Annotated in this window: 22 protein-coding genes; 18 read left to right on the forward strand and 4 right to left on the reverse strand. The window is 67.4% G+C overall.

Annotation, left to right across the window (positions count from 1 at the left end; genetic code table 11):
* The first annotated feature begins 66 nt into the window (after positions 1-66).
* The 7 genes from C3489_RS10090 to C3489_RS10120 all read left to right on the forward strand — a co-directional run bounded on the left by C3489_RS10090 (position 67) and on the right by C3489_RS10120 (position 8272).
* Positions 67-591 carry a DUF1707 and DUF4190 domain-containing protein gene (locus tag C3489_RS10090; RefSeq protein ID WP_258054628.1) on the forward strand — a complete coding sequence of 175 codons (525 nt, stop codon included), beginning with the start codon at positions 67-69 and terminating at the stop codon, positions 589-591.
* A gap of 345 nt (positions 592-936) precedes the next feature.
* Positions 937-1308 (forward strand): 30S ribosomal protein S12, encoded by a 372-nt coding sequence (rpsL, locus tag C3489_RS10095; RefSeq protein ID WP_003948652.1) that lies wholly within the window; start codon positions 937-939, stop codon positions 1306-1308.
* A 2-nt stretch (positions 1309-1310) separates the two neighbouring features.
* Complete coding sequence (gene rpsG, locus C3489_RS10100) at positions 1311-1781, forward strand: 30S ribosomal protein S7 (protein ID WP_003998848.1); 471 nt, start codon at positions 1311-1313, stop codon at positions 1779-1781.
* A 39-nt stretch (positions 1782-1820) separates the two neighbouring features.
* Positions 1821-3947: an elongation factor G gene (fusA, locus tag C3489_RS10105; protein ID WP_103781432.1), complete on the forward strand. Its 2127-nt coding sequence runs from the start codon at positions 1821-1823 to the stop codon at positions 3945-3947.
* A gap of 156 nt (positions 3948-4103) precedes the next feature.
* Complete coding sequence (tuf, locus tag C3489_RS10110; RefSeq protein ID WP_103781433.1) at positions 4104-5297, forward strand: elongation factor Tu; 1194 nt, start codon at positions 4104-4106, stop codon at positions 5295-5297.
* A gap of 200 nt (positions 5298-5497) precedes the next feature.
* The gene (locus tag C3489_RS10115) at positions 5498-7789 is read left to right on the forward strand and encodes an N-acetylmuramoyl-L-alanine amidase (protein WP_146075297.1); all 2292 of its coding nucleotides are present in this window, start codon (positions 5498-5500) and stop codon (positions 7787-7789) included.
* Positions 7790-7867: 78 nt separating this feature from the next.
* Positions 7868-8272: a hypothetical protein gene (locus C3489_RS10120; RefSeq protein WP_258054629.1), complete on the forward strand. Its 405-nt coding sequence runs from the start codon at positions 7868-7870 to the stop codon at positions 8270-8272.
* Between the two features lie 18 nt (positions 8273-8290).
* Here C3489_RS10120 and C3489_RS10125 read toward each other — a convergent pair whose 3' ends face one another.
* Positions 8291-8845 (reverse strand): hypothetical protein, encoded by a 555-nt coding sequence (locus C3489_RS10125; protein ID WP_103781435.1) that lies wholly within the window; start codon positions 8843-8845, stop codon positions 8291-8293.
* Positions 8846-8984: 139 nt separating this feature from the next.
* On the opposite strand from C3489_RS10125, the gene C3489_RS10130 reads away from it, so the two are divergent.
* Together C3489_RS10130 and C3489_RS10135 are read left to right on the forward strand one after the other, a co-directional pair.
* Complete coding sequence (locus C3489_RS10130) at positions 8985-9632, forward strand: hypothetical protein (protein WP_103781436.1); 648 nt, start codon at positions 8985-8987, stop codon at positions 9630-9632.
* Positions 9633-9642: 10 nt separating this feature from the next.
* On the forward strand, positions 9643-10140 hold the full coding sequence (locus C3489_RS10135; protein ID WP_103781437.1) for a hypothetical protein: 498 nt from the start codon (positions 9643-9645) through the stop codon (positions 10138-10140).
* Here C3489_RS10135 and C3489_RS10140 read toward each other — a convergent pair.
* The gene (locus C3489_RS10140) at positions 10089-10952 is read right to left on the reverse strand and encodes a DNA-binding protein (RefSeq protein ID WP_103781438.1); all 864 of its coding nucleotides are present in this window, start codon (positions 10950-10952) and stop codon (positions 10089-10091) included. The two genes, C3489_RS10135 and C3489_RS10140, sit on opposite strands and share 52 nt — an antisense overlap.
* A gap of 259 nt (positions 10953-11211) precedes the next feature.
* Complete coding sequence (locus tag C3489_RS10145) at positions 11212-11667, reverse strand: ATP-binding protein (protein WP_258054630.1); 456 nt, start codon at positions 11665-11667, stop codon at positions 11212-11214.
* Between the two features lie 160 nt (positions 11668-11827).
* Between C3489_RS10145 and C3489_RS10150 the strand changes: the two genes are divergently transcribed.
* From C3489_RS10150 to C3489_RS10160, 3 genes are read left to right on the forward strand one after another with little or no spacing between them, the layout of a single operon-like run.
* Complete coding sequence (locus C3489_RS10150) at positions 11828-12703, forward strand: helix-turn-helix transcriptional regulator (RefSeq protein WP_103781439.1); 876 nt, start codon at positions 11828-11830, stop codon at positions 12701-12703.
* Positions 12700-12909, forward strand: coding sequence for a DUF397 domain-containing protein (locus C3489_RS10155; RefSeq protein ID WP_103781440.1), 210 nt, complete (start codon positions 12700-12702; stop codon positions 12907-12909). Before C3489_RS10150 ends, C3489_RS10155 begins: the two co-directional genes overlap by 4 nt.
* Before the next feature lie 6 nt (positions 12910-12915).
* Complete coding sequence (locus C3489_RS10160) at positions 12916-13227, forward strand: hypothetical protein (protein ID WP_103781441.1); 312 nt, start codon at positions 12916-12918, stop codon at positions 13225-13227.
* Positions 13228-13244: 17 nt separating this feature from the next.
* On the opposite strand, the gene C3489_RS10165 is transcribed toward C3489_RS10160, so the two are convergent.
* A complete protein-coding gene (locus tag C3489_RS10165; RefSeq protein ID WP_103781442.1) occupies positions 13245-13721 on the reverse strand; it encodes a hypothetical protein in 477 nt (158 codons plus the stop codon).
* A 174-nt stretch (positions 13722-13895) separates the two neighbouring features.
* Between C3489_RS10165 and C3489_RS10170 the strand changes: the two genes are divergently transcribed.
* The 6 genes from C3489_RS10170 to rpsJ all read left to right on the forward strand — a co-directional run bounded on the left by C3489_RS10170 (position 13896) and on the right by rpsJ (position 21180).
* A complete protein-coding gene (locus C3489_RS10170; protein ID WP_258054631.1) occupies positions 13896-14195 on the forward strand; it encodes a hypothetical protein in 300 nt (99 codons plus the stop codon).
* Positions 14196-14464: 269 nt separating this feature from the next.
* Entirely contained in the window at positions 14465-19015 is a 4551-nt protein-coding gene (locus C3489_RS10175) for an RHS repeat-associated core domain-containing protein (RefSeq protein WP_103781443.1), read from the forward strand.
* Positions 19016-19021: 6 nt separating this feature from the next.
* Positions 19022-19564, forward strand: a complete 543-nt coding sequence (locus tag C3489_RS10180; RefSeq protein WP_103781444.1) for a barstar family protein — start codon at positions 19022-19024, stop codon at positions 19562-19564.
* Positions 19565-19754: 190 nt separating this feature from the next.
* Positions 19755-19877, forward strand: coding sequence for a hypothetical protein (locus C3489_RS39250; RefSeq protein WP_258054632.1), 123 nt, complete (start codon positions 19755-19757; stop codon positions 19875-19877).
* 2 nt (positions 19878-19879) lie between these two features.
* Entirely contained in the window at positions 19880-20500 is a 621-nt protein-coding gene (locus C3489_RS10185; protein ID WP_103781445.1) for a hypothetical protein, read from the forward strand.
* A gap of 371 nt (positions 20501-20871) precedes the next feature.
* Positions 20872-21180, forward strand: coding sequence for a 30S ribosomal protein S10 (rpsJ, locus tag C3489_RS10190; RefSeq protein ID WP_003948644.1), 309 nt, complete (start codon positions 20872-20874; stop codon positions 21178-21180).
* The last annotated feature ends 10 nt before the right edge of the window (positions 21181-21190 follow it).

Below are 21190 nucleotides of genomic sequence, written 5' to 3' on the forward strand. Positions count from 1 at the left end.
TCTGCCATGCCGGACGCGCCGGTTCGGCGCATCATGGAGGGACGCCGGCGCTCCGGGGAGGTCCTCGTGTCGCAGTCGCCGTATCCGTGGCAGCCCTGGCAGCCCGCTCAGCCGGGGTGGCGGGGGATGCTCGCCTCGCATGCCGACCGGGAGCGGGCCGTGGATGTGCTCAGAGCCGGATACGGCGAGGGGCGGATGGAGCGGGAGGAGTTCGAGCGGCGGGTCGAGCGGGCGTACGCGGCCCGGACGGTGGGGGAGCTGGCCCTGCTCGTCGCCGATCTGCCGCAGGGGCCCGTGCCGCCGTCCCTGCCCGCCGTCTTCGCGTCCGGGGCGGCTGTGCCCGTTCCCCGCCCGCGGACGAACGGGAAGGCCGTGGGAGCCGCCGTGTGCGGGCTGCTGTGCGTGCCGACCTTCGGGCTCACCGGGATTCCGGCCGTGGTGCTGGGGCATGCGGCGCGGTCCGAGATCCGCCGGACGGGGGAGCTGGGGGAGGGGCTGGCGCTGACCGGTCTCGTTCTGGGGTGGTTGGCCACGGCCGGCTGGGCACTCGTACTGATCCTGCTGACCGTCGTGTCCCTCGCGGTCGGATGAGCCTCGGCGCAAGGACGTGAGAAAAGTGTTCGAAGCGGACAGCGGCCGCCGATTCGAAGATCACGTGCGCCCGATGGTCTTGACATGTGCCGAGGGGCACTGCGGGCGCGGCCCATTTGTTTTGACCGTAGCGTTTGAGGTAGGTACGCTCAGACCTTGTGCCTGGGGTGTGCCTTGGCTCTCCTGCGTGCCTTCAACCGCATGAGGGAGCCGTGACTGGCCACCGTGATCTGCGCCTCTTTCTGCCGTTCGGCAGGAGCTCGCACGATTCGACACACCCGACCGCGTGGGTCGGCGACGTTCCAGGTTAGCTGTACCCATCGGCACACAGAAACCGGAGAAGTAGTGCCTACGATCCAGCAGCTGGTCCGCAAGGGCCGGCAGGACAAGGTCGAGAAGAACAAGACGCCCGCACTTGAGGGTTCCCCTCAGCGCCGTGGCGTCTGCACGCGTGTGTTCACGACCACCCCGAAGAAGCCGAACTCGGCCCTCCGTAAGGTCGCGCGTGTGCGTCTGACCAGCGGCATCGAGGTCACGGCCTACATTCCGGGTGAGGGACACAACCTGCAGGAGCACTCCATCGTGCTCGTGCGCGGCGGCCGTGTGAAGGACCTGCCGGGTGTTCGCTACAAGATCATCCGTGGCTCGCTCGACACCCAGGGTGTCAAGAACCGCAAGCAGGCTCGCAGCCGTTACGGCGCCAAGAAGGAGAAGTAAGAATGCCTCGTAAGGGCCCCGCCCCGAAGCGCCCGGTCATCATCGACCCGGTCTACGGTTCTCCTCTGGTGACCTCCCTGATCAACAAGGTGCTGCTGAACGGCAAGCGCTCCACCGCCGAGCGCATCGTCTACGGCGCCATGGAGGGCCTGCGCGAGAAGACCGGCAACGACCCGGTCATCACGCTGAAGCGCGCTCTGGAGAACATCAAGCCGACCCTTGAGGTCAAGTCCCGCCGTGTCGGTGGCGCCACCTACCAGGTCCCGGTCGAGGTCAAGCCGGGCCGTGCCAACACCCTGGCGCTGCGCTGGCTGGTCGGTTACTCCCGCGCCCGTCGCGAGAAGACCATGACCGAGCGTCTGCTCAACGAGCTTCTCGACGCCAGCAACGGCCTCGGCGCCGCTGTGAAGAAGCGCGAGGACACCCACAAGATGGCCGAGTCCAACAAGGCCTTCGCGCACTACCGCTGGTAGTCGCTACCCACATCGAGACCGAGAGAAGACTGAAGCCTTATGGCTACCACTTCACTTGACCTGGCCAGGGTCCGCAACATCGGGATCATGGCCCACATCGACGCGGGCAAGACGACCACCACCGAGCGGATCCTGTTCTACACCGGTGTGTCTTACAAGATCGGTGAGGTCCACGACGGCGCTGCCACCATGGACTGGATGGAGCAGGAGCAGGAGCGTGGCATCACGATCACCTCTGCTGCCACCACCTGTCACTGGCCGCTGGAAGACGTCGACCACACCATCAACATCATCGACACCCCGGGCCACGTCGACTTCACCGTCGAGGTGGAGCGCTCCCTGCGCGTGCTCGACGGTGCCGTGACGGTGTTCGACGGCGTCGCCGGCGTTGAGCCGCAGTCCGAGACGGTGTGGCGTCAGGCGGACCGCTACGGCGTTCCGCGTATCTGCTTCGTCAACAAGCTCGACCGCACGGGCGCCGAGTTCCACCGCTGCGTGGACATGATCTCGGACCGCCTGGGCGCGCAGCCGATCGTCATGCAGCTCCCGATCGGTGCCGAGGCCGACTTCAAGGGCGTCGTGGACCTGGTCCGCATGAAGGCGCTCGTGTGGTCCGCCGAGGCGACCAAGGGCGAGATGTACGACATCGTCGACATCCCGGACACGCACACCGAGGCTGCCGAGGAGTACCGCGGCAAGCTGCTGGAGGCCGTGGCCGAGAACGACGAAGAGATCATGGAGCTGTACCTGGAGGGCCAGGAGCCCACCGAGGAGCAGCTGCACGCCGCGATCCGTCGTATCACCATCGCGTCCGGCAAGGGCACCGGCACCACCGTGACCCCGGTGTTCTGCGGTACCGCGTTCAAGAACAAGGGTGTCCAGCCCCTGCTCGACGCGGTCGTGCGCTACCTGCCCTCCCCCGTTGACATCGAGGCCATCGAGGGCCACGCGGTCAACGACGCGGAGGAGGTCGTCCGCCGCAAGCCGTCCGACGAGGAGCCGCTGTCGGCGCTGGCGTTCAAGATCATGAGCGACCCGCACCTCGGCAAGCTCACCTTCGTCCGGGTCTACTCGGGCCGCCTGGAGTCCGGCACCTCGGTGCTGAACTCCGTCAAGGGCAAGAAGGAGCGCATCGGCAAGATCTACCGCATGCACGCCAACAAGCGTGAGGAGATCGAGTCGGTGGGCGCCGGCGACATCGTCGCCGTCATGGGCCTGAAGCAGACCACCACCGGTGAGACGCTCTGCGACGAGAAGAACCCGGTGATCCTGGAGTCCATGGACTTCCCGGCGCCGGTCATCGAGGTCGCGATCGAGCCGAAGTCGAAGGGCGACCAGGAGAAGCTGGGCGTCGCGATCCAGCGCCTGGCCGAGGAGGACCCGTCCTTCCAGGTCCACACCAACGAGGAGACCGGCCAGACCGTCATCGGCGGTATGGGCGAGCTTCACCTTGAGGTGCTCGTGGACCGCATGAAGCGCGAGTTCAAGGTCGAGGCCAACGTCGGCAAGCCGCAGGTGGCGTACCGCGAGACGATCCGCAAGGCCGTCGAGCGCGTCGACTTCACGCACAAGAAGCAGACCGGTGGTACGGGTCAGTTCGCCAAGGTGCAGATCGGCATCGAGCCCCTTGAGGGCGGCGACGTCTCGTACGAGTTCGTGAACAAGGTGACCGGTGGTCGTATCCCGAAGGAGTACATCCCTTCGGTGGACGCCGGCTGCCAGGAGGCCATGCAGTTCGGCATCCTCGCGGGCTACGAGATGACCGGTGTGCGCGTGATCCTGCACGACGGTGCCTACCACGAGGTGGACTCCTCCGAGCTCGCCTTCAAGATCGCCGGTTCGCAGGCCTTCAAGGAGGCCGCGCGCAAGGCTTCCCCCGTGCTCCTTGAGCCGATGATGGCCGTCGAGGTCACCACGCCCGAGGACTACATGGGTGAGGTCATCGGCGACATCAACTCCCGCCGTGGTCAGATCCAGGCCATGGAGGAGCGGGCCGGTGCCCGTGTCGTGAAGGGCCTCGTGCCCCTGTCGGAGATGTTCGGCTACGTCGGCGACCTCCGCAGCAAGACGTCGGGTCGCGCAAGCTACTCGATGCAGTTCGACTCCTACGCCGAGGTTCCGCGGAACGTCGCCGAGGAGATCATCGCGAAGGCCAAGGGCGAGTAACGCACCGCGTTCACACGCCGTAGGCTTGACTCCGGAGCCTCACGGGGCAAACTTCCGCAATCGCGGGGTTTGCCCCGGGTTCCGGGCCTTTACAGCAAAGATCACCTGGCGCCGATGAAGTAAGGCGTACCAGAACCACTCCACAGGAGGACCCCAGTGGCGAAGGCGAAGTTCGAGCGGACTAAGCCGCACGTCAACATCGGCACCATCGGTCACATCGACCACGGTAAGACGACCCTCACGGCCGCCATTACCAAGGTGCTGCACGACGCGTACCCGGAGCTGAACGAGGCGACCCCGTTCGACAACATCGACAAGGCGCCCGAGGAGCGTCAGCGCGGTATCACCATCTCCATCGCGCACGTCGAGTACCAGACCGAGGCGCGTCACTACGCCCACGTCGACTGCCCGGGTCACGCGGACTACATCAAGAACATGATCACGGGTGCGGCGCAGATGGACGGCGCCATCCTCGTGGTCGCCGCCACCGACGGCCCGATGCCGCAGACCAAGGAGCACGTGCTCCTCGCTCGCCAGGTCGGCGTGCCGTACATCGTCGTCGCCCTGAACAAGGCCGACATGGTGGACGACGAGGAGATCATGGAGCTCGTCGAGCTTGAGGTCCGTGAGCTCCTCTCCGAGTACGAGTTCCCGGGCGACGACCTGCCGGTCGTCCGCGTCTCCGCGCTGAAGGCGCTGGAGGGCGACGCTCAGTGGACGCAGTCCGTCCTCGACCTGATGAAGGCCGTCGACGAGTCCATCCCGGAGCCCGAGCGTGACGTCGACAAGCCGTTCCTGATGCCGATCGAGGACGTCTTCACGATCACCGGTCGCGGTACGGTCGTCACCGGCCGTATCGAGCGTGGTGTCCTGAAGGTCAACGAGACCGTCGACATCATCGGCATCAAGACCGAGAAGACCACCACCACGGTCACCGGCATCGAGATGTTCCGCAAGCTGCTCGACGAGGGCCAGGCCGGTGAGAACGTCGGTCTCCTGCTCCGCGGCATCAAGCGCGAGGACGTCGAGCGCGGCCAGGTCATCATCAAGCCGGGTTCGGTCACCCCGCACACCGAGTTCGAGGCCCAGGCCTACATCCTGTCGAAGGACGAGGGTGGCCGCCACACCCCGTTCTTCAACAACTACCGCCCGCAGTTCTACTTCCGTACCACGGACGTGACCGGCGTCGTGCACCTCCCCGAGGGCACCGAGATGGTCATGCCGGGCGACAACACCGAGATGCGCGTCGAGCTGATCCAGCCCGTCGCCATGGAGGAGGGCCTGAAGTTCGCCATCCGTGAGGGTGGCCGGACCGTCGGCGCCGGCCAGGTCACCAAGATCGTCAAGTAAGTTCCGCTTACTTGAGGGTCCTGTGACCCGGTAGCTCCAGCTGCGAGCTCCACTGAGGGGCCCGTACGACTTCGGTCGTGCGGGCCCTTCTGCATGCCCTGGCGGTAAGCGCTCCCACCCCGTCCTGTAGCATTCCGCCACTCATTCGTGTCATGTCCATCTAAGGGCTCGTGAGGGGCCGTTCAGGGGTGGGAAACAACTTGAGATCGGGACGTCGAGCACGTCGTACCGCCGCCGCCCGGGCGCGGCGCACGGCCGCCGGGGCCGCCCTCGGCATCGCCGCGATTCTGGGCATCCAGTCCATGGCGAACGGCGCCGTCTTCGGAAGCGGGGACACACCAGCGCGTCACCCCAGCGTCTACAGCGCGCGAGGGGAGGAGAACGGCCCCGTCAGGAGCGCCGTGCACAAGCTCGCGCTGACCGACAAGGGCCACGGCGAGGCCGTGCTGTCCCAGCGGGACACCGACCGCTTCGGGCTCCTGGGTGTCTCCTGGACCGACCCGAAGGCGAAGATCCAGGGCACCATCCAGGCCCGCGCCCGCAGCGCCGAGACGGGCAAGTGGACCGAGTGGACGAACCTGGAGCCCTACCCGGCCATGCTCGACGGCGACCACGCCGGCGCGCGCGGCTCCACCGAGCCGCTGTGGGTGGGCGCCTCCGACGGCGCCGAGGTCCGCATCAGCGACGGCGCCCGCAACGGCAAGCTCCCGGCGGGGCTGCGTCTCGACCTGGTCGACCCGGGCACGCCCAAGGCGAGCTCCGGGAAGGTGGACGCGGAGCCCGCCGCGTTCGTGCAGGAGACGCCTCCGACGACCCCCGGCCCGGCCTCCACGGCACCGCAGCCGACGGTCGTCACCCGGGCGGAGTGGGGCGCGGACGAGAGCATCAGCCCCGAGGAGCCGATCTACCTGCCGAACGGCAACACGATCAAGGCCGCCTTCGTCCACCACACCGCCGACGCCAACCCGTACGACTGCTCGGAGTCCGCGGCGATCGTCCGGGGCATCTACACGTACCACGTGAAGACCAACGGCTGGCGGGACATCGGCTACAACTTCCTGGTCGACAAGTGCGGCACCCTCTTCGAGGGCCGCAAGGGCGGTATCGACCAGCCGGTCTACGGCGCGCACACCTACGGCTGGAACTCCCAGTCGACGTCCGTGACCTTCCTCGGCGACTACAACCAGGCGAGCCCGTCGGACGCGGCCCTGGTCTCGGCCTCGCGCATCATCGCGTACAAGCTCGGCCAGTACGGCGTCGACCCGGCCGGCAAGGCCACGCTGAACTCCGGTGCCACGCAGACCAATTACTTCGGCACGTCGTACACCCAGGGCCAGGACTACACCTTCAACGCCGTGTCCGGGCACCGCGACGGCTACAACACCGAGTGCCCCGGCAACCTGCTCTACGGGCAGCTGGGCACCATCCGCGGCTACGCCAGCGGCAGCGTCCAGAACCTGTCGATCACCTCGGTGAGCGGTGAGGCCACGAAGGCGGGTAGCGGCTACCAGACGCCCGGCCCGGCCACGGTCAACTGGTCGACGAGCACGCAGAACAGCCTGGTGTACAAGTTCGAGGTGCTGGTCGACGACCAGGTCGCCGCGTCGACCGCGGGCACGGCCCGCAGCGCCTCGCTCACCCTGTCCGGCTACGGCGACCACACGGTCGCCGTCCGTGCCACGCACACCTCCGGCAAGGTGACGACGTCCGCGCCGGTCACCGTGACCGTGCCCGGCCCGAAGACGTTCAAGCCGGTCACCCCGACCCGTCTGATGGACACCCGCTCCGGCCTGGGCGTGCCGAAGGCCAAGGTGGGCCCCGGCGGTGAGGTGGTCCTCCAGGTCACCGGCAACAGCGTGGTGCCGTCCTCCGGCGTCGGCGCGGTGGTCCTGAACGTGACGGCGACGAACCCGACGGCGACCAGCTACGTCTCGGTCTACCCGAACGGAACCGACCGCACGTCCGCGTCGAACCTCAACTTCACGGCCGGCCAGACGATCCCGAACCTGGTGACCGTGCCGGTGATCGACGGCAAGGTGCGGTTCTTCAACCACGCGGGCACGGTCGACCTCCTCGCGGACGTCACCGGCTACTACACGACCGACACCAGCGGCTCGACCCACGTCAACCACGGGCCGCTGCGGCTGATGGACACGCGGTACGGCACGGGCGTGCGCAAGGGCCCGGTCGGACCGCAGGGCGTGGTGACGCTGCCGGTGACCGGCGTCCAGGGCGTCCCGGCGTACGGACGTGACCGCCGTCGTCCTGAACGTGACGGCGACGAACCCGACGTCGTCGAGCTATGTCTCGGTCTACCCCGACGGCACGACGCGCACGTCGGCGTCGAACCTCAACTTCACCGCCGACCAGACGATCCCGAACCTGGTGATCGTGCCGGTGGTGAACGGCAAGGTGAACTTCTACAACCAGTGGGGTTCGGTGGATCTGATCGCCGACATCACGGGTTACTTCGTGAAGTGATGTGCCGTTAGAGCTGTGGGCCCGTCTCCACCCGGTGGTGGGGGCGGGCCCTTCTCGTGCTTTCTCGAACCATCCGCACAGGAGGACACGTGGACGAGTGGCAGGCGGCTCTGAAGGAGTGGGAGGCCTGGGAGACGCAGGGGGAGGCGTCACCTGGCACGGAGTTCCTGATCGAGCTCGACGAGGAGATGCTGGCGTACTTCCGGGAGATGGTGCAGGTACTGGTCGACCGCTGCGGGATCTCCCGCGCGGAGGCCGTGGCAAGGATCAACGCGACGTACGGGCAGGACGCCGGCGGCCTGCTGATCATGAGGCACGAGCTGCCGGAGTACTGGGCGTACGGCGCGTACTACCGCCCGGACGACCAGGACCGCCTGCCCACAGGGGACCCGGCCTACGACGCGGCCATCGACTTCACCAGGCTCCCGTTGCGCCCGGCCCCGCCGAGGGACTCGGACTGCTGGACGGTGGGGGAGGAGCAGGAGGAGTCCTAGGAGAGGCCCAGGAGAGGCCTAGGAGTCCGTCCCGCTGATGTCGTCGTACGCGCCGTGGTGGCGCATGCAGCCGCCGTCCGCTCGGACCGTCGGCTTGCCGGAGTACCAGTCGGGGCGGAGGCTGAGGTCGATGCCGGCCTTGTCGGTGGTGGTGATGCCGGGGAGGCCGGCGCCGGGCTCGCCCTGCTTGGGGGCGGGGACGTTCTTCACGGTCAGGCCCTCTTCCTGCCAGGTGCGCCGCAGGTGGTCCACGGCGGCCCGGTAGGCGGCGGGGTCGGCGAAGTCCAGGTCCCAGCTGTAGGTCGGCTGGTCGCGGGTGACGTCACCGTCGTCCACGCAGGAGCCGCTGCTCTCCTCCTGCGCGAGCTCGTCCGGCCAGTGGCCCCCGAGGTCGGGCGCCGGGCTCAGCGCGAGGACGGTCCGCGCGCCGGCCTCCTTGGTGGCGTCGACCCGCGCCCGGTACTCGTCGGCGGAGTGCACACGCCCGCCCTCCATCGACGTACACCCGTAGGCGCCGAAGGCGAGGGCGGTGACGAAGAGGGCGCCGAGGGCGGCTGCGGTGCGGTAGGCCATGGGCCGATCCAAGCCGGGGGCGGCGGGGCCGGGTAAGCGCGGGAGTACCCGGATGGTCCGGCCGCCCCCTGAGTAGGAACACCTACGTGATGGCACCATGAGGGGCCGAACGATCGAGCGAGCGGGGGAGTCCCACGTCATGGCCCGTTACATGGAGACGCTGACCGTCGAGCGGGGCGGGTTCCGGATCAAGGTGCCGGAGTCGTGGTGGGAGTTCGACGTGCGGCCGGAGTCGCGCGACGACTCGATCCACCGCATGGTGACCGAACGCGTCGCCCAGCGCCCCGAATTGGCCCCGTACAAGGACACGTACGTCGCCTTCCTGCAGAGGGCCGCCGCCGACGCGTGGAAGTCGGGCGCGATGTACTGCGGCTGCATGGCGGAGAGCTTCGGCGGCGACACGCCGATCACCGGCTCGGTGACGGTGTCCCTGGTCGGCGGCCGCACCCGCGAGGGCGCCCCCCTCTCGACCGACCCGTCCGCCATCGCCGCCGGCCTCGCGGTCAAGGAGGCCAAGAGGGAGGGCGACTCCTGGCGCAAGGTCACCACCGTCGACATCCCCGGCGTCGGCCCGGCGGCCCGGACCTACGGCATCGAGGACATCGCCGTACCGGACGACGCCCTGAACCGCACCGTCCGCGCCGTCCTGATGCAGACGTTCATCCCGGTACCGGGCCAGGAGGGCAAGGTCGCCCTGGTGGCGGGCAGCAGCCAGGTCCTGGACCTGGCGGACTCCTTCTTCGACATCTTCGACGCGATCACGTCTACGTTCCGGTTCGTGGGCTAGGTCCCACGGCATGGGGACGGCACCCGACTGGAACACCGGCGAGGGCCTGATCCGTCTCGACGACCCGGCCGAGGTCGACGCCGCGTTCGAGCGTGGTGAGCGGCACCTCGGTACGGCTGTGATCGGACTTGCCTTCAACTGCTCGCTGGAGGAGGCGTCACCGCGGATCCTCCGGGCGATGCGGCTGCCGGACATCGCCCAGCGGGGCTTCGCCTTCACCGCGGCGGGCGTGGCGGCCCGGCTCAACGGCGCGTTGACGCCCCAGCTGTACGACGCCCTGCGTGCGGAGGGCCTCACCGGCGGCGTCGCCGAGGACGCCATCAGGGACACCCTCACGTTCGTACCGTTCCGGGAGCTGCCGTGGTGGTTCCGGGGGTGCCGGGTGTGGCTGGGGGTGCGGGATCGGGGGGAGGGGTGGTTGCTTCGGATGAAGGACGCGGTCGGTGACTCCGCGCGTCATGCCGCCGCTGCCTGGCGCAGGCGTTCCTCGCGGCAGTCGCGGCAGTAGCCCCCTGGTCGTGGCGTGCGGATCCCGCGTTCGCAGCCCTCGCAGTTGTGGATCGGCAGGGGCGGGGCCGGGCGGTCGGCGGGCGGTGGCGTGGCCGGTGGGGGAGGTGGCAGCAGGTCGGTGAGGCGGTGGGCGAGCAGGGCCGCCGGGTTGCGCAGGGGCTCGCGGGGGAGGTTCGCGGTCAGGGCATGGCGTACGGCGTCGGGGTGGGCGCCGCGTTCCAGCCAGGCGGCGACGGCCGGGGCGAGCTGACGGACGGCACGCTCGGAGAGCAGCAGGCGGGGGTCGTGGTGGTGGAGGGTGGCCAGGACGGCCGTGGCGGCGCGGTGACGGTCCAGGTCAGGGGCTTGCGGCTCCGGGAGGGGTGGCGGCGGGGGCGCCGGTGGGGCTTCGCTCACCGGTGCGGGAGGCGGCTGCGGCGGAGGTGTGGGCCGGGCCTCGCGGCGAGGGGCCGCCCGCTCGGCCGTCGGCTGGTTGTACGACACCGTGTACGTGACGACCCGCCCGTTCGGCAGCCGTTCCCGGATGCGGGCCAGGTAGCCGTGGGCCTCCAGCTCGCGCAGGGCGGCGGCGATACGGGTCTCGCCCTCCGGGAAGCGGGCGGCGAGCGCCTTGATGCCGACGGGGGCACCGGCGGGCAGCGACTGGATGTGGGCGGCGAGCCCGATCGCGGTCAGGCTCAGCTCGCGGTGCTGGGCGAGGTGGTTGCCGATGACCGTGAAGCGTTCGGTGTGCCGGGAGTTGATGTGGGTGATGCCGCGCCGATTCAGCGGCTGGGCGCATGGGGGCGCGCTAAAGTGCTGGGTATCCATCGGGAAGGGGGCTCTACTTCCTCGGTGGTCAGGCCCTCGATCGGGATGCCAGTCCCGGCCGGGGGCCGTCGCATGTCTGCGGTTGTGGTCGCGGCGAGCATATGCCACCGAACGGGGCGGAAATCCAGCCCAGTTGGGGAAAGCCACTCGTGCGAGTGACGGGCGCGCGGGGGTGTGTCGGCGGGGTGGGGCGGGGTTTGGTCGGTACTTCCCCCACGGTCCTTTAAAGCATTGACCACGCGCTGGGCCGGGACGAGGCTCACCGGGTCGCGTCCGACCCCGATCCGGCGTTCCCCGTCCCGATCTCAGCCCACACGGTCTTGCGCGGGAACCGTTCCTCCCGCACTCCCCACCGGTCCGCGAGCGCCTCGACGAGGAGCAGCCCGCGACCGGATTCGGCACTGACGGCGGGGCGTTGGACCTCGGGAAGCCGCTCACCGCGCGTGTCCGTGACCTCGATGCAGAGCGTGCCGCCGATCACGTACAGCGTCAGACGGAAGTTGCGCCCCGGAACGCGGCCGTGGGTGGCGGCGTTGGCGGCCAGCTCGGCCACGATCACGTTCGCGGGCTCGGCAGGCAGCCCCCAGCGGCGCAGCTGGGCCTCGGCGAGGAGCCGGGCGAGGCGGGCGCCACGCGCCGTGGACGACAGCAGCACGCTGAAGTGCGGGGCGGAGACGGGGAGTTCGACTGCGGCGTGGGCGATTTCCTGATTCACGTCACTCAGAGTGGCCGCAGATGCCTACCGTGGTGAGTGACAGGGCGGTTGCGTACGGTCACTGTCCGGTGCTTGTCCGGTGCTGTCTTGGCTGTCTGCACGGTTGCCACGGGTAGGGCGCCGACGTACGGCGCGGGAACGGGACGACGGAGGGGCGCGCATGTCCGTGGACGGCGAGGCGGTACGGCTCAAGGGTGAGGCGGACGAGCCGGGTTGGGAAGTGGACCCGGACGACGAGTGGGGCGTGGCCGTCATCACCACGGTGGGACGCCAGCTGAAGCTGCCCCGCGAGGCGGCCGGCCTGCGCGCCGCCGAGTTCGGCAGGATCGTGGGCTACAGCGAGGACATGGTCTACAAGATCGAGGGCGGCAAGCGCATCCCTCGCCAGGACTACCTGACCGCGTCGGACGAGGTGCTGGGCGCGGGCGGGCTGATCGCGGCGACGTGGGAGGACGTGAAGAAGGTCCGGTATCCGAAGCGGGTGCGCGAGCTGGCGAAGCTGGAGGCGCAGGCGGTTGAGATCGGGGTGTACGAGTGCAACATCATCGCCGGGTTGCTCCAGACGCCGGACCACGCGCGGGCAGTGATCGGCGCGGCCCAGCCGCCGTACTCGCCGGACGACGTGGAGCGCATGGTGGCGGCGCGGTTGGCCCGGCAGTCGGTCTTCGAGCGGGAGCCGGCGCCCGCTCTGAGCTTCGTCCTGGAAGAGGGATCCCTGCGTCGCCCCATCGGGGGCACAATGGTGTGGCGTCACCAGCTCGAACGGCTGTTGGAGGTGGGGCGGTTGCACAACGTCGTGCTCCAGGTGATGCCGATGAACTGCGACACCCACTCGGGGCTGGACGGACGTATCGAGCTGCTGAAGTTCGCGGACGGTACGGCGGTGGGCCGCTCCGACGGCGCGTTCAGCGGCCGTCCGACCCATGACCCCAAACACCTGCGCATCCTTGAGCTGCGGTATGGCACGATCCGGGCTCAGGCGCTCTCGCCCAGGGAGTCGCTGGCCTTCGTCGAGAAACTGCTGGGAGAGACATGACGCGCAAGACCACAGCCGGGGATACTTCCGAGCTGGCGTGGTTCAAGAGCAGCTACAGCGGCGGGAATGACGGCAACTCCTGCGTCGAGATCGCCCACGCTCCCGGCACAGTCCACGTCCGCGACTCCAAGCACACGACAGGCCCCCAACTCGCGCTCACGGCAACGGCGTGGGCGAACTTCGTGACGTACGCGTCGGGCCGCTGACCCGGCGTGGACCTGACCGGCCATGCGACGGACTTCGTCGTCGACACCTCCTTCCCGGACGCCATGCCCCGCTTCGTGGAGCTGTCGCTGCGCCGCTGGCCGGGGTTGTACCTGTGCGGTCGCCCCTTCACGGCCGACGACCTGGCCGGCTGGCGGCTGCCTGAGTCCGACGACGAGTACTCCGCGATCGTCACGTTCGCGGCCGGCCAGGAGATGGAGGACTCCTGGGAGGACAACGGCTACGCGCTGGACGCCTCGGGGCAGGGGCCGTACTCCGTGCTCTACCGCTCGCATCCGAGCCCGCTGTCCGAGTCCTAAGGGAGACGTACGACGGGCTACCGCGATGACCAGGGAACGCGCTTCGGCTGGCCGGCCGGGCGGACGTCGACAAGATCGAAGCCGTCTTCGTGGCGTACGAGATGTTGGACCTGGCCCAGGCCGGAGTCACGGACGAACCCGACCCACCCTTGCGTGGTCGCGTGTCGAAGAAGCCATCCGACGACGTCCATCATCACCCCGAAGTCGTCCTCGTGGACGCACGTCCGGATGGTCAGGGCCCATGGTTCGCCGCCGTCGAGGTCAGGCCTGTCCATGGCACGGACCAGCAGGGAGACATCGGCCCCGTCGAAGGAATGGCTCGCCGAGCCACCGGCGAAGGCCTGCCAGGGACCGCCCCATGACTCCCAGTCGGCCGACTTCAACTCTGCCGGCGTGTCCGCCTGTCCCAGGAGCCACCTCAGTTCCAGAAGCACCGGCTCGGGCAGGTCCGGTGGCAGGTCCACCGCCAGGAACAGGTCGTAGTAGTCACTCACTTCAGGGACCCTAGCCCCAGCCGCTGACAGCACTCTGCATCGACGAACGCTGTCTTAAGAAGTGAACGAAGCCAGGGATCCACTACCGCCCGGACGACCAGTGTCGACTCCCCACCGGCGACCCCGGCGGTGACGCCGACATCGGAACGCGCACTGCCAGAAGGGGCCTCGGCGATGGAGTTCAGATTCTCGATAGACGAGAACGTGCCGCCGCCTCCCTCCGGCTACGACTTGGGGCATGTGGACGTCACCGGCAACCTCGGCGAGGCGACCTCACGAGGTGGCCCCACGGATCAGGCGATGATGATCTACCTGTCCCTCACCCTGCTCCTGGACGGCCTGCGGCGGTTCCTTTTCGGGCGGGATCGTTCCTACAGCTCCGCGGCCGTCGTCGTTCTCGCTGTCGTTCAAGCGTGTGGAGAACGGATGGATCGAGACCACACGCGACGGCGTGCTCGTGGACCGGTCGACTGATCACGAGGTTGCCGCAGCGGTCTACCTGGGAGCGAGGAGGTTCGCAGCGGACAACTTGCCCCAACTCCCCACCGACGACGCGGGCCGAGAGGATCTTGAACAGTCACTGATCGAGTTCGAGCGCTGTCTGACAACAATGCGCTGATCCTTAGTCCGCCCCGGAGGGAGGTGCCCTCCCGCTGCCTGCTCGCGTCGAACGGTCGTTCCAGGTAAGTTCACGTCTGCATACGGCTGTTGGTAAGTGACGTGCGCGTGACGGGGGTTGCGGTATGGCGGGGCATCGGCCGCGGGACTGGCATGTCCTGGATCTGGACAAGGACCCGACGCCGGGGGACCCGGACCGGGTGCGGTCGCTGGCCAACCAGCTGCATGACTTCGCCGATGACGTCGGTGAGGCGTTGCGGCTGGTCAAGGGGATGGCCGAGGACGACGCCGTGCTGCAGTGGGCGGGCAAGTCGGCGAAGGTCTTCCAGGACGAGTTCTCCGGTGTCCCGAAGAACCTGCGGAAGCTGAAGAAGTCCTACGAGATGTGCGGGGACGCACTCGCGGGCTTCTGGCCGAAGCTGGAGCGGGCGCAGGCGCTGGCGGACAAGGCGCTGGCGAAGGCGCGGGAGGCCCAGCACGACCTCAGCTCTGCAAAGTCGCGGCTGTCGTCGGCCGATTCGTGGGTGACACGGGCGACGAAGGAGGCCGACAAGTACAAGGACGACCCCACCGGCAGCAAGTCGGACGGCGACAAGCCGGACGAGGCGAAGGTGCGGGCGGCCACGCGGGACGCGCAGAACGCCAAGACGGCACACGACAAGGCGCAGTCGGACGTCACCTCGGCGCAGAACGCGCTGGACGCGGCGAAGAAGATGGCCGAGGACGCGCGCAAGATGCGCGAGGAGGCCGCCCGCGAGGCCAAGCAGAAGATCGACGACGCCTCGGACGCCGGCATCCAGAACCGCTCCTGGTGGGAGGACGTCGGCGACTGGTTCGAGGACAACTGGGACACCATCGTCGCCGTCTGCAAGGTCGTCGTCGCGGTCGTCGGCATCATCGCGATGATCATCGGCGGCCCGATCCTCGGCGCGATCCTCCTCGTGGCCGCGCTCGTCGTCCTCGCCGACACCCTTTACAGATATTCAAAGGGCCAAGCATCCCTATGGGATGTGGCCTTCGCGGCACTGGACTGCATACCTGGCGGCAAGGGGCTGACCAGCCTCGGCAAGCTGGCCAAGGGCATGAAGGGCCTCAAGGCTATGCGCCTCAAAGGGATGGCCAATGCCCTTCGAGGCCTCGCCAAAAATGGTCGCACTGCCATCGCGGATGGCGCTAAGGGCGCATACAACCGAGCAAAGAGCTTGGTGCGTTCGAAGGGCAGCGACCCGATCGACATGGCGTCTGGGGCGATGTACCTACCCCAGGCCGACGTCACTCTGCCGGGGAATCTGCCCTTCACCTTCGTCCGGCGCGTCGCCTCCGACTACCGTAGCGGCTGGTGGTTCGGTCCGAGTTGGGCATCCACGATCGACCAGCGCCTTGAAGTCGACGCCCTTGGTGTCGTATTCGTCACCGAGGACGGACTGCTGCTGGCCTATCCGCATCCTGATAGCCCGGAAACGCCAGTTCTCCCGGAGAGTGGGCCCTGCTGGCCATTGCATCGGTTGGAGAACGGTGGCTATCGAGTTGTCGATCCCCTCACCGGCCACGGTCGAGTGTTCACCGCTCCACGTGAGGGCATATGCCTACTCGACCGCATCACGGATCGGAACCACAACTACCTTCACTTCGAGTACGACGCCGAGGGCACTCCGCAGGCCGTCCAGCACTCTGGTGGCTACCGTCTCAGGCTGACCGTGGACGAGGGCCGTATCACCGCGCTGGTCCTCGACGGTGCCGCCGAGGACGGTTCTGACGTCACAGTCAAGGAGTACGGGTACACCGACGGCAACCTGACCTCGGTCACCAACTCGTCCGGTCGCCCACTGCGGTTCACCTACGACGAACGACTGCGGGTCACCTCTTGGGAAGACACGAACCAGAGGCGCTACCACTACGCGTACGACGACCGGGACCGCTGCATCGCGGAGGGTGGCGAGGCCGGCCACCTCGCGATCAGCCTCACCTACGACGGCGTCGACCCGGCCTGGCCCGACTGCCGCATCACCACCCTCACCACGGCTGAAGGAGCGGTGTCCCGCTTCGTGGTCGACGAGCGGTTGCTGGTCGTCGGTGAGATGGACGCAGTGGGTGGAGTGGTGACCACCACCTATGACAGTGATCAGCATGTAGTCGCGACCACCGATCAGCTGGGGCATCGCACGACTTTCGTGAACAACGAGGCGGGGATGCCGACCGAAACAGTCCGACCTGATGGCTCGGTCATTCGGGTTCTGTACGACGACCGGTCTCTTCCCCAGACGATCGTCCTGCCGGACGGGTCGTCTTGGCAGTACTCCTATGACGAGCGTGGGAACGTGGTCGCCATCACCGATCCGGTGGACGCGACCACGTACTTCGGCCGTAGCGCAGACGGCAGTGTCGTAGAAGTCTGGGACGCATCCGGTCGCACACTTTCTTGCGTCAACAACGCCGCCGGCCTGCCACTGGCGGTGACCGACAGCCTCGGCAAGACCACCCGCTATGCGTACAACGGATTCGGTCTGATCACCACGGTCACCGACCCGCTGGGTTCCGAGACCCATCTGGAATGGACCGTCGAAGGTCTGTTGGCGAGCCGCACCGCGCCGGACGGAACAGAGGAGACCTGGGAGTACGACGGCGAGGGAAACTGTGTTCGTCATGTCGACGCCGTCGGCGAGGTGACGACACTCGAATACACCCACTTCGACCGACTCAGTGCCCGGATCGGTCCGAGGGGAGAGCGTTACACCTTTGAGCACGATCCCCAGCTGCGTCTCGCCCAGGTGACCAACCCGCAGGGTTTGACCTGGAACTACTCCTATGACACGGCAGGGCGACTACTTGCCGAGTCCGATTTCGACGGCCGGACCACACGCTACGACTACGATGCGGCAGGTCGACTGGTCTGCCGGACCAATGCTCTTGGCCAGCGGGTGCATTACCAGAGGGACGCGCTGGGGCAGATCACCGCCAAGGACGCGGACGGTACGACCACCGTCTACACCTACGCAGCGAACGGTTCCCTAACGGAAGCCGTTGCCCCGCACAGCAGCTTGTACGTGGAGCTTGACGCGGTCGGTCGCCGCATCAGAGAGACCGTCGACGGCCGGACTATGTGCTTCGGCTACGACGCATCGGGCAACCGGACACTGCGCACAACGCCTTCGGGTGCTCGCAGCACATGGGCATATGACGCCGCCGGTCGCAGCGTTCGGCTGGAAACGGGCGGCCACACCATCGATTTCACACATGACGCCGCAGACCGCGAGGTCACCCGTTGTGTGGACGGCGCCCTCACCGTGACATCCGCCTACGACATGCTCAACCGGCTGGTGGCAGTGGAAGGCAAAGCTCCTGGAGGGCGTCAGGTTGCCAAGCGTGCGTACTCCTACCGACCGGACGGCTACCTCGCGAGTGTCCAGGAGGCAGGCAAGCGACGCCGGCGCTTGGAGCTCGACGCCAACGGGCGGGTTACGGCGGTGCATGCGGAGGGCTGGAACGAGCGCTACGCGTATGACGCGGCCGGTAACCAGACCGAGGCTGTGTGGCCGGGGCAGCATCCAGGCCATGAGGCCGCCGGGTCACGTGACTACGTGGGCACGCGGTTGGAACGCGCCGGCGGCGTCCACTACGAGTACGACCGTCTGGGACGGGTGGTGCTGCGCCGTAAGAGCCGGCTCTCCCGCAAGCCCGACATCTGGCGGTACGAATGGGATGCTGAAGACCGGCTCACATCCGTAATCACTCCGGACGGCACGCGCTGGCGTTACACCTATGACCCTCTGGGGAGACGAACCGCAAAGCTCCGTCTGGGCGCCGACGGGCATTCCGTCATCGAACGCACCATCTTCACCTGGGACGGCAACACACTCTGCGAACAGACGACCGAGCAGGGTGATGCGGGTGTGCGCACGACGCTCACCTGGAACCACGACGGGCTCGCGCCGCTGAGTCAGGCTGAACGCATCTGGACTGTCGAGGCGCCGCAGGAAACCATTGACGAGCGCTTTTTTGCCATCGTCACCGACTTGGTCGGTACCCCGACCGAGCTGATATCCCCCGACGGGGAGGTCGCCTGGCACACTCGCTCCACCCTCTGGGGGATCACCGCTTGGAGTCGCGACGCGACCGCCTACACCCCGCTGCGTTTCCCAGGCCAGTACCACGACCCGGAAACCGGTCTTCACTACAACCATCACCGGCACTACGACCCCGAGACCGGTCGGTACACCAGCCCGGATCCACTCGGTCTGCTCCCAGCTCCGAATCCCGTCGCCTATGTACACAATCCGCACACCTGGTCCGACCCGCTGGGATTGGCCCCCTTGTGTCATCTGCATGGCGGCGAAACCGGAAGCCCTGGCGGTCCCGGAATTCTCCCCGGCCCTGCTCCCCAGCATGCTGTGGACATGCTGAACAAGGTCAACGCCCGTCCAGGAGGAATCGGGAAGATCGACGGCTACCATGGCAACTCCAACTGGGGTAACAACCTGAATCAGCTGCCGGGAGGAAAATATAAGGAGTGGGATGTAAACGCCAAGGTTGACCTCCCGCGGTGCAGTGCTCCTGGATGCGGTAAGGAAATAAGGGGTACTGAGCGTCTCCTGACGCCCAAGGATGGACCCGGGCCGGCCTACTATACGCCGGACCACTATGGAACCTTCTATTATGTCGGTGAATTTACAGGGTGATTTTGAATGAGTGGCTTTGATATCACGGGGACGTCGGAGCCGTGGGTCGTTTTCGTTCCTCGAGGGCACGCGGAGATTGATCGGCAGCTTGGGTGCCTGGAAGATCGAGGTGGGAGAATCTACCGGATCGAAGCTCGCGAGCTGATGACACCGCAGAGCATCTACCAGTCATTCGCGCGACATCTGCAATTTCCGGGCTACTTCGGGCAGAACTGGGATGCCATGGTGGACTGCCTGGATGACTTGTGTGGGGCGGTCACAGGGCAGATCGGAATTGCGGGGGTTATTGGCGAAGCGGATCTACTGTTGCAATTGGATCACTTCCCGCTTTTCGTGTCCGTTCTCTGTCAAGGGGCGGATCGGGCGAACTCGTCGGTGGACCTCGACGGCTTTCCGCTGGACCGGCCGGCAATCTCTGAGCATTTCATCTTCGAGTTCCGAGAGTTTGACCGCGAAAAGGTCATGCGTCGAGTCGTGCAACGTGACCTGGTCGTCACCTCTGGTGACACCTTCGTCGCGGCCGCCCTTAACCCCGAGGAATGGCATTGAGGCGTGACGATCTCGTCCAGGCACGTGCTGCAAGGGGTGCGACGTCGACGGGGCCTGCCTCTATCTCGACGGACCTTTTGTCGGCTGGCAGGGGCCCGTCGCCGGACGGGACAAGCTCAGCGCCTCCCTGCGTATCGACGGGCCTGAGCGGCTGGGCGAGCTGATCGTCTGGGAGACCGGGGAGGCACAGTTGCAGCTGGGTGACCTCGCTACCGGTGTCGTCGACGATCACTCCCTGCGGCTGACGGACACCGCGCAGCTCGCCCTCGTCGTGAGCACGATGCTGCAGTGGGTGGACGGGGCAGGAGCGTGAGCGTGTCCGACCTCGACCGGATCCTCCGTGCCGTCCTCGCCCCCCTCGGCGGGCTCGTCGAGATCGGGGCCGTTCAGGCCGCGGGGGACGACGTCCGCCTGGCGGATGTCTCCGTCGGCGAGTTTCTCGCAGCCCGGCGGCATGACCTCGACAGCGTGCTCGGCGGCGTCCGGAGCCTCCTCCAGGCCGGCGATCACCTCGCCGCCGTCGCCGATCAGCTCGGGTACTTCCGGGAGCACGAGGTCACCGGGGCGTCCCTGCTCCTCTGGTCCGGCGGGATCGCCGGCGTGCCCGATGATCCGGAGCTGCTCGGCGAGCCGGGTCTTGTCCGCCGTATGTGCCGGATCGGGGCCGATCTTCAGCTGACCGCGTTCCTGCACGAGCTGGTCACCGCGGCGATCACCGTCGGGGAGGGGGGCGAGAGGGTCGTGGGCGCTCTGCGTGGCGCCGCCCGGCTTGTCGGGGGCGAACCCGCTCACGTCCACCGCATGTGGCGCGTCGCACATCTGGCCCGGATCCTGGAGCCCCGGTCCGACGCCCCGGGCTGGGGCAGGGCCGCCTACCGGGCCTGTGACCTGGTCCTGGAGGGCCTCCTCCAGGGGGACAGCCCGCCCCGGGTTTGACCTTCGTCACCCCCGGGGTAATCTCTTCGGCTCGATTGGCATCCGGCCTGCCCCATATGGCAGACTGTCGGAGTTGCTCGGTCGAGTGTTGATGCTGCGCGCCTCCCGCCGGGAGGACCGGAAGCGAGTCCCACAGTACTCGTCGTCCTAACTGCCCTCGGGCAGCGCTGGGGCGGACGTACGGGAATCTTCCGGGAAGTGTGGTGCGGCACTGGCCAGGCGCCCGGTGAACCTCTTCCCCAGGACAAGGGATGTTCGAACAAGGGACATCTGTGTCAGCGGGAGTGCGACACGCCCGACCGCGTGGGTCGGCGAAAGTCAAAGGAACACCTGGTTCCAGAGCTGTAGAGAGACAGGACTACTGAGTAGCCATGGCGGGACAGAAGATCCGCATCCGGCTCAAGGCCTACGACCACGAGGTCATCGACTCCTCGGCGAAGAAGATCGTCGAGACGGTGACCCGCACTGGTGCGTCGGTCGCGGGCCCGGTGCCGCTGCCCACTGAGAAGAACGTGTACTGCGTCATCAAGTCGCCGCACAAGTACAAGGACTCGCGCGAGCACTTCGAGATGCGCACGCACAAGCGCCTGATCGACATCCTCGACCCGACCCCCAAGACCGTTGACTCTCTGATGCGACTCGACCTCCCGGCCGGTGTCGACATCGAGATCAAGCTCTGAGGCTGGTGGG

The sequence above is a fragment of the Streptomyces sp. Ru71 genome (genome assembly GCF_002920535.1).
Lineage (GTDB): Bacteria > Actinomycetota > Actinomycetes > Streptomycetales > Streptomycetaceae > Streptomyces.

What these genes read in the sequence shown, in the direction of transcription:
- rpsG (WP_003998848.1), top strand. Translation starts at nt 1,311, where the DNA reads ATGCCTCGTAAGGGCCCCGCCCCGAAGCGCCCGGTCATCATCGACCCG.
- fusA (WP_103781432.1), top strand. Translation starts at nt 1,821, where the DNA reads ATGGCTACCACTTCACTTGACCTGGCCAGGGTCCGCAACATCGGGATC.
- C3489_RS10125 (WP_103781435.1), bottom strand. Translation starts at nt 8,845, where the DNA reads ATGGCCTACCGCACCGCAGCCGCCCTCGGCGCCCTCTTCGTCACCGCC.
- C3489_RS10130 (WP_103781436.1), top strand. Translation starts at nt 8,985, where the DNA reads ATGGCCCGTTACATGGAGACGCTGACCGTCGAGCGGGGCGGGTTCCGG.
- C3489_RS10135 (WP_103781437.1), top strand. Translation starts at nt 9,643, where the DNA reads ATGGGGACGGCACCCGACTGGAACACCGGCGAGGGCCTGATCCGTCTC.
- C3489_RS10140 (WP_103781438.1), bottom strand. Translation starts at nt 10,952, where the DNA reads ATGGATACCCAGCACTTTAGCGCGCCCCCATGCGCCCAGCCGCTGAAT.
- C3489_RS10150 (WP_103781439.1), top strand. Translation starts at nt 11,828, where the DNA reads ATGTCCGTGGACGGCGAGGCGGTACGGCTCAAGGGTGAGGCGGACGAG.
- C3489_RS10155 (WP_103781440.1), top strand. Translation starts at nt 12,700, where the DNA reads ATGACGCGCAAGACCACAGCCGGGGATACTTCCGAGCTGGCGTGGTTC.
- C3489_RS10170 (WP_258054631.1), top strand. Translation starts at nt 13,896, where the DNA reads ATGGAGTTCAGATTCTCGATAGACGAGAACGTGCCGCCGCCTCCCTCC.
- C3489_RS10175 (WP_103781443.1), top strand. Translation starts at nt 14,465, where the DNA reads ATGGCGGGGCATCGGCCGCGGGACTGGCATGTCCTGGATCTGGACAAG.
- C3489_RS10180 (WP_103781444.1), top strand. Translation starts at nt 19,022, where the DNA reads ATGAGTGGCTTTGATATCACGGGGACGTCGGAGCCGTGGGTCGTTTTC.
- rpsJ (WP_003948644.1), top strand. Translation starts at nt 20,872, where the DNA reads ATGGCGGGACAGAAGATCCGCATCCGGCTCAAGGCCTACGACCACGAG.